General features: G+C 64.1%; 6 protein-coding genes and 2 pseudogenes. 2 read left to right on the forward strand and 6 right to left on the reverse strand.

Annotated features, from left to right (window positions below; genetic code table 11):
• Positions 1-217 precede the first annotated feature (217 nt).
• The 6 genes from V1293_RS05430 to V1293_RS05455 all read right to left on the reverse strand — a co-directional run bounded on the left by V1293_RS05430 (position 218) and on the right by V1293_RS05455 (position 10,871).
• A complete protein-coding gene (locus V1293_RS05430) occupies positions 218-697 on the reverse strand; it encodes a hypothetical protein (protein WP_334507367.1) in 480 nt (159 codons plus the stop codon).
• A gap of 206 nt (positions 698-903) precedes the next feature.
• On the reverse strand, positions 904-1,650 hold the full coding sequence (locus tag V1293_RS05435) for a tRNA-uridine aminocarboxypropyltransferase (RefSeq protein ID WP_334507368.1): 747 nt from the start codon (positions 1,648-1,650) through the stop codon (positions 904-906).
• A gap of 34 nt (positions 1,651-1,684) precedes the next feature.
• Positions 1,685-4,789 (reverse strand): efflux RND transporter permease subunit, encoded by a 3,105-nt coding sequence (locus V1293_RS05440; RefSeq protein ID WP_334507369.1) that lies wholly within the window; start codon positions 4,787-4,789, stop codon positions 1,685-1,687.
• Complete coding sequence (locus V1293_RS05445; protein WP_334507371.1) at positions 4,790-7,939, reverse strand: efflux RND transporter permease subunit; 3,150 nt, start codon at positions 7,937-7,939, stop codon at positions 4,790-4,792. It abuts the gene before it with no gap.
• Between the two features lie 48 nt (positions 7,940-7,987).
• The gene (locus V1293_RS05450; protein WP_334507373.1) at positions 7,988-9,421 is read right to left on the reverse strand and encodes an efflux RND transporter periplasmic adaptor subunit; all 1,434 of its coding nucleotides are present in this window, start codon (positions 9,419-9,421) and stop codon (positions 7,988-7,990) included.
• Positions 9,411-10,871: an efflux transporter outer membrane subunit gene (locus V1293_RS05455; RefSeq protein ID WP_334516628.1), complete on the reverse strand. Its 1,461-nt coding sequence runs from the start codon at positions 10,869-10,871 to the stop codon at positions 9,411-9,413. The genes V1293_RS05450 and V1293_RS05455 overlap by 11 nt, the downstream gene beginning before the upstream one ends.
• 433 nt (positions 10,872-11,304) lie before the next feature.
• Here V1293_RS05455 and V1293_RS05460 point away from each other — a divergent pair.
• Positions 11,305-11,696 (forward strand): annotated as a pseudogene (locus V1293_RS05460) (NAD(P)-binding protein); the annotation flags it as partial.
• Position 11,697: 1 nt separating this feature from the next.
• A pseudogene (locus tag V1293_RS05465) lies at positions 11,698-12,165 on the forward strand (DUF1365 domain-containing protein); the annotation flags it as partial.
• Between the last annotated feature and the right edge of the window lie 46 nt (positions 12,166-12,211).

Below are 12,211 nucleotides of genomic sequence, written 5' to 3' on the forward strand. Positions count from 1 at the left end.
ATCCGACGCACCCTCATAGGGCGGACGAAAGAATGGAGCAACCTTCAGTCGCGCACGTCACGAGACGTCACCGAGTCTCAGATCGGAACATCCGACCTGCCATTTGGCGCGTCCCGTCATCGACAGCTCGGTGACGGCCGTGCGACCTAGAATACCCAGCTTATGGCCGCAACGACGAATGGCGCGGCCATCGCCAGGACCGGCCGCAGCCGGAACATCAGGCGGCGAGACTGCTACCTGCGGCAATTTTCTTTTTGAGCGTCTCGCAGACGCTGCGGACCTCGGATGTCATCAGCGAACAATCCTCGATCTGCAGGAAGTAGCGCTTGCCTTCCTCGCGATAATTCGCCGCCAACTCCTTGATCTCGCTCACCGTGGCGTGAACGCCGGCAACCATCGCCTCACATTTCCTGGCGGCCTCGGTCAGTTCGGCACCGAGGGCTTCAATCTCTTTCACTGCCGCGTCGTACTCGCGGACCACGGCTTCGGCTGAGAGCTTGCCGACCTGGTTGACCCCTTCCTTGTGCTCGACGTAATCGGGCATCGGGCCTTTCGGCAACGGACGATCGTGGCTCTCGGACACTCCTCGGAGGACGGGCCCTCGCCGAGTTCTGTTGATTATGTCGCCAATTTCACCTTCGAGTTCATCAGCGCTGAGTAATGGAGAGCGCGTGAGAATTTCTGTGCTTAAAGTCATCGACTAAGCTCCAAATTGTTACGCGGAGGTAAGGAATTTATCACCGTCAAGAGCCGTGTCACCACTGTCCACAGCTGTTTCCGGGCAAACTAGGATTACCTATGTCTTGATGCCGACATTGGAACCTGGCGGGTAACGGTGCAACACTGGACACCCAGCGAGACACACGCATCTCGTCGGCAGCCCTCTGGTTGAAAGGCCGGAAGTCAGCCCCGCTTGCGCCGCCGATAATCCCGCTTTTTTGGCTTCGGCGCGAGTTCCGGCATTTCGGCCTGCACTTCCCGATACCGCGCCAGCATACGGTCAAAGCTTGCGTTGAGCGTTTCCGCGATTTCAGGCCGCTTTTCGAGCCCGGCCAGCAGCAGGCCGGCGGCCTCGATGGTGGAAAGACCGTCGCCGCGCGGCTCCTTGCGGAGCTTGCCGTAACGCGACGGGCGTTTCGGGCCCAGAATGACCCGCTGGCACTTCAGCATCCACGCATTGCGCCACCACAGCGCCTTGGCCTGGCTCCAGGTTCCGTCGAGCAGAACGATGCCTTCGATATCGGAGAGGATGGCGCGCTGGTGCGGCTCCACTTCGCCCTTGCGGTCGATCGCGACGATCTCGGCATCGGTATCGAGATCGGCGACCTTGGCGGAGCCGAGATAAAGCACCGCCCAGCGAGAGGGATCATCGACCTTCCGTCCCAACGCCTTGGAGAGGCTTGGCCAGGACAGGCCGATTTTGACGACAGCATCCTCAAAATGCATCGCCGTCAGCCGCGCCGTGCCGAGCGCCCTGTCCTGCTCCTGCGGGTGCTGCAGGATCAGCAGCGAGATGCGGCTTTTGACCGGCGTAACGCTGTCGCAGATGCAGAGCGGCAGCGGCTTGCCGCAATGCGGACAGTCCGGGATCGCCTCTTCGGCGACGCCGGACTTGGCGACGCCGGACCTGGGATTGGCTTGTTCTGACATCCGCCCGCTATACGCTTCGTGGCCAGTAATTCAACTATTCGGCGGGCGCGGCGACCGCGGCCGGCCGGGATCGCTGCCGCAGCCGATCGATCAGGAGATAGATCACCGGCGTGGTATAGAGCGTCAGGATCTGCGAAACGAACAGGCCGCCGATGATGGTGATGCCGAGCGGCCGGCGCAGTTCGGTGCCGGGGCCGGTGGCAATGACCAGCGGGATGCCGGCAAACAGCGCCGCCATCGTCGTCATCAGGATCGGCCGGAAGCGGACGCGGCACGCCTCGAAGATCGCGTCCGCCGACGACAGGCCGCGGGTGCGCTCGGCGTCGAGCGCGAAATCCACCATCATGATGCCGTTCTTCTTGACGATGCCGATCAACAGGATGATGCCGACAAAGGCGATCACGGTGAGCGGCGTATTCGTCACCTGCAGCGCCAGCAGCGCGCCGAGCCCTGCCGACGGCAGGGTCGAGATGATCGTGATCGGATGGGCGAGACTTTCATAGAGCACGCCGAGCACGATATACATCGCCACCAGCGCGCCCAGGATCAGCAGCGGCTGCCGCCCGCTGGTCTTGTTGAAATCGCCGGCATTGCCATCAAAACTGCCGCGGATGCCTTCCGGCATATGCAATTCCTCGACCGCGCGCTGAATGTTCGAGGTCGCGACCTCCAGCGGCACATCGGGCAAGAGGTTGAACGAGACCGTCGTTGAGGGAAACGACTGCGAGTGAAATACCGCAAGCGGCGACAGGCCGCGCTGGTAGCGCACCACGGCCGATAGCGGCACCTGGGCGTCGTTGGCGCCGGCCACGAAGATGCGCTCCAGATTGGACGGATCAGCCTGGAATTTCGGATCGATTTCCAGCACCACCATGTACTGGTTGCGCTGGGTATAGATGATCGAGATCTGGCGCTGCGCGAACGCGTTGTTCAGGGCGTTGTCGATGTCCTGGACGCGAACGCCGAGGCTGGATGCGGTCTTGCGGTCGATCACCAGCGACAATTGCAGCCCGCCGGGGTCGCGGTCGCTGGAAATGTCGGTGATGCCCTCCACCGTCTCCATACGCTTGGCGACCAGCGGCGCCCATTTTTGCAACAGTTCGAGGTCGGTGCTCGACAGCGTATATTGATAGTCGGAATCGCTCTGCCGTCCGCCGGTACGGATGTCCTGCGCGGCGAACATGAACAGGCGGATGCCGGCTACCCGGTAGAGGTTCCTGCGCAGGCGATCGATCACCTGCGCGGTCGATAGGCCCGCCCGCTCCTCCGGCGGCTTCAGGCTGATGAACATCACGCCCCGATTGGACCCTCCGCCGCCCGGACCGCCGGGGCCGCCAAGCGAAGAACCGACGCCGGCCACCGCCGGATCGGCCATCACGATATCGGCCAGTTGCTGCTGCAGCCCGAGCATCGCCTGGAACGAGGTGTCGGGGGATGCGCGCGTCGCGCCGATCACGAACCCGCTGTCATCGGTCGGGAAGTAGCCCTTCGGCGTCTTGATATAGAGCACCACCGTCAGCGCGATGGTGGCAAAGAACACGAGTAGCGTGAGGAACGGGAACCCCAGCACCGCCCGCAGCGTCCAGGTGTAAAAAGCGACGATGCGCGACAGCGTGCCCTCGACTAGGCGATCGAACCAGGTCGCCCGATCCGACGTCGCCTCCTTGATGTAGTGCGCGCAGATCATCGGCGTGATCGTGAGCGAGACCACGGTCGACACCACGATGGCGAAAGTCAGCGTCAGCGAGAACTCGCGCAACAGCCGGCCGACGATGCCGTCCATGAAGATCAGCGGCGTAAAAGCTGCGATCAGGGACAGGCTGATCGACAGCACGGTAAAGCCGATCTGCTTGGCGCCCTCGAGCGCAGCCGGATAAGGCGCCATGCCGTGTTCGAGGTTGCGGTACATGTTCTCGATCATGACGATGGCGTCGTCGACCACGAAGCCGACGGAAATAGCGAGCGCCATCAGCGACAGGTTGTCGATCGAGAATCCGGCCAGCCACATCCCGGCGCAGGTGCCGGCCAGCGCCAGCGGCACCGAGACGCCGGCGGCAATCGTCGGCGTCAGCCGCCGCAGGAATGCGAACACCACCACCATCACCAGGAACGCAGTCGCCAGCAGCGTGTACTGCATGTCGAGCACGCTGGCGCGGATGGTGCCGGTGCGGTCGACCAGGGTCGATATCTCCACCCCGCCGGGCAGCCACTGCTTCAGTTCCGGCAACAGTGCCCTCACCCGGTCCACGGTGTCGATCACGTTGGCGTCGCCCTGCTTGGTGATCTGGATCAGGACCGCCGGCTGCTTGTTGAACCAGGCGATCGAGCGGCTGTTGCGGACGGAATCCTCGACGTCGGCGACGTCGGCCAGGCGAACGAAATTGCCGGCCGAACTCTTGACGATGATGTCGCGGAATTCGGCCGCGGTGCGCATCTGCCTGTTGGTCGAAATCGTCTCGCTTTGGCGGCCGCCGTTGAAGATGCCGACCGGGCCGAGCGGATTGGCGTTGATGATCGCGAGCCGCACGTCGTCGGTCGCGATCCCGGCATTCGACAGCGCCACTGGATTCAGCGCAATACGTACCGCCGGCTGGTCGGCGCCGGTGACGTTGACTTCGCCGACGCCCGGAACCTGCGAGATGCGCTGCGCGATCACGGTGTCGGCGACGTCGTACATTGCGCTGGTCGTCAGCGTCTTCGACGTCAGCGCCAGCACGAACACCGGCGCCGCTGCGGGATTTGCTTTGCGGAATCGCGGCAGCGACGGCAGATCGCTCGGCAGGTCCGCCAGTGAGGCGTTGATCGCCGCCTGCACGTCACGCGCGGCGCGGTCGATGTCGCGGCCGATCGAGAATTGCAACTGGATGCTGGTGGTGCCGAGCGAGCTGGTCGAGGTGATCTGGTCGAGGCCGGAAATCTGGCCGAGCCGGCGTTCCAAGGGGGCTGCGACCGTCGACGCCATCACGGAAGGATCCGCGCCGGGTCGGGTAGCGGACACCCGGATCATCGGGAAGTCGACATTGGGCACCGCCGAGACTGGCAAAAAGATATAGGCAACCATGCCGACCAGAAAGAGCCCGATCGCCAGCAGCGTGGTGCCAACCGGCCGCCGAATGAAGGGCTCCGAGATCGATGCCATCTATTGCATCCCCTCGGTGGCGCCGGCAACCGTCGGCCCTGGAGGCCCTGGGTCCGGCACAGCCTTCTCGATTTTGCGATTGATCCGATCAAGCGCCAGATAGATCACGGGCGTCGTATAGAGCGTCAGCAACTGGCTCAACAGCAATCCGCCGATGATGGAAATACCGAGCGGGAAGCGCAACTCGGCGCCGGTACCGCTTTCGATCGCCAGCGGCAGCGCGCCGAACAACGCGGCCAGTGTCGTCATCATGATCGGCCGGAAACGCAACAGGCAGGCCTGCACGATCGCGTCATACGGCGACATGCCCTGATGCCGCTCCGCCTCCAGCGCGAAGTCGATCATCATGATCGCGTTCTTCTTGACGATACCCATCAACAGAATGATGCCGATCAGGCCGATCACCGACAGGTCCTGCCCGAACAGCATCAGCGCCAGAATGGCGCCGACGCCGGCGGATGGCAGCGTCGAGAGAATGGTGATCGGGTGGATGTAGCTCTCGTAGAGCACGCCGAGAACGATGTAGATGGTGACGATCGCCGCCAGAATGAGCCATGGCTGCCCGGCCAGTGATTTCGAGAACTCGGCCGCGTCGCCCGCATAGACGCCGACGATGCTGCCGGGCATGCCGATACTGGTCTCGATCTTCTTGACCGCGTCGACGGCATCGCCCAGCGCCTCGCCAGGCGCGAGGTTGAAACTGAGCGAGACGGCTGGAAATTGCGCGAGATGCGAAATCGCCAGCGGCGCGGTGGTGCGGGTCAGCGTCGCCACCGCCGACAGCGGCACCTGGGCGCCGGGCGCGCCTGCGGTTGTACTCGCGGCCCCCGGCAGATAGAGCTTTGACAGGATTGACGGATCGCGCTGGTACATCGGCATCGCCTCCAGCACCACGCGATACTGGTTGGCCTGGCCGTAGATCGTCGAAATCTGCCGCTGCGCGAAGGCGTCGTTGAGCGTGTCGTTGACCGCCTGGATGTTGACGCCGAGCTGGCCGGCGCGCTGCCGATTGATGTCGAGCGCGGCGCGCAAGCCGCCCTCCTGCGCTTCCGAGGAGACGTCGCGGAACAGCGGATCCCGGCGCATTTCGGCAATGAGCTTCTGCGACCACAGCGTGACCTGCGCCGCATCGGTGCCGGTCAGCGTATACTGGTACTGCGAGCGGCTCGACTGGGTCGAGATCTGCACGTCCTGCACCGGCTGGAAATAGATGGTCATGCCGGGGATCGACGTGGTGCGTTGTTTCAGCCGGTCGACCACAACGGAAACATCATCGTGCCGCTCGCCGCGCGGCCTGAGCGTCATCACCAGACGTCCGACATTGGTGGTCGGATTGACGGACCCGGCGCCGATCACGGAGACCACGCCGACCACATCCGGATCGGCCTTGATCGCAGCCGCCGCCGTCGCCTGCCGGCTCTGCATCTCCGCAAAGGACACGTCGGGGCCGGCCTCGGTCACCGCCGTGATCGAAGCGGTGTCCTGCAACGGCAAGAAGCCCTTCGGCGCGATTACATACATGAAGAGGGTCGCTGCGATGGTGGCGAACGTCACCGCGAGCGTCGCGCGCTGGCGCTGCAGCACCCACAGCAGCGTGCGGTGGTAGAAGGTGACCATGCGGTCGATGAAGCGGCTGACCGCGGCGAGCCCCGGGACCGTCATCTCTTCACCGACATGCTTCAACAGCCGCGAACACATCATCGGCGTCAGTGTCAGCGACACGATCGCCGAGGTCACGACCGCAATCGTCAGCGTCAGCGCGAATTCGCGGAACATGCGTCCGACCAGCCCGGACATGAACAATAGCGGGATGAAGACCGCGATCAGCGACACCGTCAGCGAGATCACGGTGAAGCCGATTTCGCTGGCGCCCTTCAGCGAGGCCTCCATCACGGATTCGCCGTTCTCCATGTGGCGGACGATGTTCTCGATCATCACGATGGCGTCGTCGACCACGAATCCGGTACCGATCGTCAGCGCCATCAGCGACAGATTGTCGAGGCTGAATCCCGAAAAATACATGATGCCGAAGCTCGTGATCAGCGACAGCGGCAGCGCCACGCCCGCGATCAGGGTCGCGCGCAGCGACCGCAAGAACAGCAGCACCACCAGCGTCACCAGCACCACGGAAAGGATCAAGGTGAACTGGACGTCGTGCACCGAGGCGCGAATGGTAACGGTGCGGTCGGAGACGATCGTCAGGTTGACGCCGGCCGGGATCGCGCGCTGCACCTTGGGAATTTCCGCGCGGATCTGCTTGACCACCTCGATCACATTGGCGCCGGGTTGCCGCTGGATATCGATGATCACGGCCGGCGTGCCCTGATACCAGCCGCCCGTCCGGTCGTTCTCCAGCCCGTCGACGATGATGGCCACATCGCCAATGGTGACCGGCGATCCGTTGCGATAGGCGATGATGATGGGTTTGTAGGCCTCCGCCACCGCGATCTGGTCATTGGCGGCGATGGTGTAGGCCTGCTGCGCGCCGTCGAGCGATCCCTTCGGCCCCGACACATTGGCGCCCGCGATGGCGTTGCGCAGGTCCTCCATCGAGATGCCGTAGGCGGCGAGCCGCGCCAGATCGGCCTGCACCCTCACCGCGGGCTTGAGCCCGCCGAGGATTGCAACGCGCCCGACGCCGGAGATCTGGCTGAGCCGCTGGCCCAGAATCGTGTCGGCGATATCGCTCATGGCGCGCAGCGAAATCGTCTCCGACGTCAGCGCCAGTGTCAGAACCGGTGCATCGGCCGGGTTCACCTTGGCGTAGGTCGGCGGATACGGCAGATTTTTCGGCAAGATTCCGGCGGCGGCGTTGATCGCGGCCTGCACGTCCTGGGTAGCGCCATCGATGTCGCGGTTGAGGTCGAACTGCAGCGAGATCTGGCTGACGCCGAACGAAGAGGTCGACTGCATCGACGACAGCGACGGAATCTGTCCGAGCTGGCGTTCCAGCGGCGCCGTGATCAGGGATGCGATCACGTCGGGGCTCGCGCCCGGCAGTTGCGTCGTCACCTGCACTGTCGGGAAATCGACCTGTGGCAGCGCCGATACCGGCAGCGCCCAATAGCCGAGCGCGCCGCCGATCATCAGCGCGATCCCCAATAGCGAGGTCGCGATCGGCCGGCGGATGAACGGTTCGGAGACGCTCATGGTTGCGTGCTCACTTGCGAATTCATTTTCAGGCGTGTGGCGCGTCGATCATGGCTGCGACTTCGCAGCGCCGCCCGACGGCGCGGCTGGTGCCGGGCCGGTTTGTCCCTTCTGGTCGCCCTCGCCGCGGTCGCGCTTGCCGCGGTGTTCGCCGTCCTTGCCCGGACCTTCCTTACCTTGCCCCTCTTTGGCCTGGCCGTCCTTGGCCTGACCACTCTCTTTACCTGGGCCTGCCTTGGCGTCCGGCGAACGGCTGCGCTTGCGTGGCGCCAAATCGGCGGTCGGCGCCCGGTCGTCGGTGCCGATCAGAACCTTGGCGCCGTCGGACAGATTGGCAAAGCCTGTCGTCACGACGCGGTCGGAGACCGAAAGCCCGCTGGTGATGACAGCGTCGTTTTCGTTCTGCTGCGTCACCACGACCGGCTTGGCGGTCGCGACATTGTCGGGGCCGATCACATAGCTGAACGTGCCGACAGGGCCGCGCTGCACGGCCGACGACGGCACCACGATCGCCTTTTCCAGCGTTTCAACCTTCAGCCGCACATTGACGAACTGTCCGGGCCAGAGCTGGAATTTGGCGTTCGGAAACTCGGCTTTCAGCTTCAGCGTGCCCGTGGTCGGATCGACCTGGTTGTCGATGCCCTTGAGGCTACCTGTATCCACGACGGTGACGCCATCATTGCCGAACACGTCCACCGCCAGCACGCCGTTGGCGGCGGCGGCGTTGACCCGCACGATCTGCTGCTGCGGCAGGCTGAACTGCACCGCGATCGGCTGCAACTGGGTGATGATGACGAGGCCGGTTACATCAGCCGCGCGGATGATGTTGCCCTGGTCGACCTGGCGCAGACCGACGCGCCCCGTCAGCGGCGCGATGACCTTGGTATAGCCGAGCATCGCGCGCGCATTGTCGATCACGGCCTGGTCGGCCTGCACCAGCGCTTCCTGCTGGGCGACCACCGCGCGCTGCGTATCGGCCTGCTGCTTGGAGCCGGCATTCGACGCGGCAAGCTGCTGATAGCGCGCCAGATCAAGCTTCTGGTTGGCAAGCAGCGCCTCATCCTGCGCCTTCTTGGCCACCGCCTGATCGTACTGCGCCTGATAGATCACGGGATCGATCTCGGCCAGCACGTCGCCTTGCTTGACGTCCTGGCCTTCGACGAAATTCACCTTGATCAGTTTGCCGTCGACCTGAGCACGCACGATAACGTTGTTCAACGCGCGGACCGAGCCCACCGCGTCGAGATAGACCGGGACATCCTGCGTGCGCGGCGTTGCTGCCAACACCGGCACCGGAAGGTCGGGGCGCGCGCCGGGGCCATTGCGGCCCGTCTGTTTCTGCTGAAACGCGTTCCAGCCGAGATAGCCGAGGCCGCCCAGGATCAGCAGCGTGATCGTCAGCGATACGAGGCGGCGGCCAATGCCCCGCGCCACACGCTTGCCCGCCGCTTTGGCGTCCTTCACTTCCGGCTTAAAGAGCATCGACCAGCCTTTCCATCCTGGGCTCCCAGCCGCCCCCCAGCGCCTGATAGAGGCTGACGATCGCGAGCAGCCGGGCCAGTTGGGCCTGCGATAGCGCGTCTTCAGCTTGAAATAGTGTCAGTTGCGTATTTAGCACAGTCACGATGTCGGCAGTGCCGGCCCGTAGCTGCTGCTCGGACAATTGAAACGCCCGCCGCGAGGCCGCCACCACCTCGCGCTGCAGCCGCAGCTTCTCCGTGGTCTGGCGGATCGACATCAAGGCGTTGTCGACATCGGCAAAGGCCTGGACCACCGTCTTGCGGTAGGTCTGCAGCAACTCATCCTGCCGCGCCTTGGTGAACTCGAAATTGCCCAAAATCCTGCCACCATCGAAGATCGGCTGGGTCAGGCTGCCGACCATGCTGAAGAACGCGGCATGGGGCTGAAACAGCGACGTCAGCGCCGAGCTTTGATAACCGCCCTGCCCGGTCAGTTGAATGCTCGGAAAGAACTGCGCGCGGGCGTTGCCGACATTGGCGGTCGCCGAGGCCAGCTGGGCTTCCTGGCGGCGGATGTCCGGACGCTGCGTTAGCAATTCCGACGGCAGGCCGGGCGTGACGCGCGGCGCGGCGATCTGGTTCAGCGATCCGCCGGTCACGCGCACCGCTTCCGGCGGGCGCGATACAAGCGTCGCCAGCGCGTTGAGGTTCTGGTCGAGCGTCTGCCGCAGCGGCGGCACCAGCGCGCGTTGGTTCGCCACCACGCTTTCCTGTTGCGCGACATCGAGGTCGGTGCCGGTGCCGGCCTTGAAGCGGTCCTTGATGGCGTTGAGGATGCGCTCGGCGCTGGCGATGTTCCGCTGCGCGGTGCGAATTCGGTCCTGCGCGGCCAACACCTGGAAATAGGCGTTTGCAACTGTGGTCAGCGTGGTCAGCGCGACGACGTCGCGATCGAAGCGGTTGGCGACCGCGGTCTCTTCCGCGGCTTGCGCGGCGTCGCGGTTTTTGCCCCAGAAGTCCAGCTCGTAACTGGCGCTCAGCGAGGCCGAATAGTTGACCACCTCACGGCCGCCAATGCTCAGGCCGCTGGCGCTCGATCCGGAGGTGCGGGAATAGCTCTCCGAGCCGCTGCCGCTGAGAGTGGGCAACAGCGCCGCTCCGGCGATTCGCGCCTGCGCATCGGCCTGTTTGAACCGCGCGGTGGCGGCGGCAATGTCCAGATTGACGGTCTGCGCCTCCTCCATCAAGCCCGTCAGCTCCCGCGAACGGAAGCCGCGCCACCAGTCGAGCGTCGGCGGCGCGTTGGCAGGCTTCGAAAGCCGGGCTGCCTTGTAACCCTCGGGCACGTCGAGCGCGGGATCGGGAAGGTCCTTGGTCAGGATGCAGCCGGAGGAGCTGGCAACGAGGCCAAGCACCGCAAGCGACCGCGCCAGCCGCCTGCCGCCGGAGACGAGAGCAGGCCAACCTTCCATCGCAGCAGTTGCAGTTCGCTGGGTCACACCCGTTCTCCACCGGGCAAATCCCGGCCCGGCGCATAACGAGCGCTTCTCCTGATGGCCTGCGATACGTTCACGGGGTGATGCTTCCGTTGGGACCTCGGGAATCATACTAGCCTTGGGACTGGGGCGCGGACAGCCCTGCGCGGCGCTGCGCCGAGCGTCGGTTCGGGTGCGCAAAACAGGCAGTAAATCGCTCGCTTTCCCTTGTTTTATAGGGCTTGGAGCGACGTGGGGACGCGGCAGGACCGCCGAAATCTTACCAAGATTTCATGCGATTTTCCTTCCGTTTTCCCCCTGTTCTGACGTCCCGCATCGTCCCGTCCTGCAGCGAATCCCGCGCCTGTGGCCGATTTGAAACCCCGGGAACAGCCCCCCGTATCTGGCAGCGTGCCATGGAGGGCCAAAAATGCGGGTTGCGGTGGTCGGGACGGGAATCAGCGGCAATGCCGCCGCCTGGACCTTGTCGAAACATTATCCGGCGAGCTCAGGCCCGGCGGCCACAGCCACACCGTCAGCATCGACTATGACGGCACTCAGCTTGCGGTCGACATCGGCTTCATCGTCTACAACGAACTGAACTATCCCGACCTGAAGGCGCTGTTCGCCTATCTCGGCGTCGAGACCATCGAAAGCTGCATGAGCTTTGCGGTGACGGCGGACACCGGCCGCTTCGAGTGGAAAGGCGGCGGCAACAACTGGTTCGAGACCGCGCGCGGATTGTTCGCGCAAGCCAGCAACCTGCTGTCGCCCTCCTATCTCTGGATGCTGCGCGACATCATCACCTTCAACCAGCAGAGCCTATTTCTGCTATCGCGCTGATGGCGAACTGGCGCTGCTGATTTACGAAGTGCGCAACACTTTTGGCGACATCCATCCTTACGTCCTGCCGGTGACACCAGGCGAAATCAGCGACGCCGGCGTGCGGCAGCAGCACGACAAACTGTTCTACGTCTCGCCCTTAATCGGGATGGCGATGCGCTACCATTTTCGCGTGCTGCCGCCGGGCGAGCGCGTGCAGTTGCGAATTCTGGAAACCGGCCGCGACGGTCCCGTCCTCGCTGCAACTTTCAATGGTCGTTGTCGCGCGCTCAACACCAAGGAGTTGCTGCGCGCGTTTTTCGCCCTCCCGCTGGTAACGATGAAGATCATGGCGGCGATCCACTGGGAGGCGCTGCGGCTCTGGCTGAAGGGTGCGCGGCTGGTGCCGCGGAAGGACGCGGCCCTCAATACCGGCTTGGCGAGCGGGAAAAGCAACGATTATACTTCGCCGACGTTGTCCACCCCGTGCCAAGGATTGAAGCAGGGTCGATCGA

This window comes from Bradyrhizobium sp. AZCC 1693 (genome assembly GCF_036924745.1).
In the GTDB taxonomy this organism is placed as follows: domain Bacteria; phylum Pseudomonadota; class Alphaproteobacteria; order Rhizobiales; family Xanthobacteraceae; genus Bradyrhizobium.

Coding starts and splice junctions, on each gene's coding strand:
- V1293_RS05450 (WP_334507373.1), bottom strand. CDS start 9,421: ATGCTCTTTAAGCCGGAAGTGAAGGACGCCAAAGCGGCGGGCAAGCGT.
- V1293_RS05455 (WP_334516628.1), bottom strand. CDS start 10,871: ATGGAAGGTTGGCCTGCTCTCGTCTCCGGCGGCAGGCGGCTGGCGCGG.
- V1293_RS05440 (WP_334507369.1), bottom strand. CDS start 4,789: ATGGCATCGATCTCGGAGCCCTTCATTCGGCGGCCGGTTGGCACCACG.
- V1293_RS05435 (WP_334507368.1), bottom strand. CDS start 1,650: ATGTCAGAACAAGCCAATCCCAGGTCCGGCGTCGCCAAGTCCGGCGTC.
- V1293_RS05445 (WP_334507371.1), bottom strand. CDS start 7,939: ATGAGCGTCTCCGAACCGTTCATCCGCCGGCCGATCGCGACCTCGCTA.
- V1293_RS05430 (WP_334507367.1), bottom strand. CDS start 697: ATGACTTTAAGCACAGAAATTCTCACGCGCTCTCCATTACTCAGCGCT.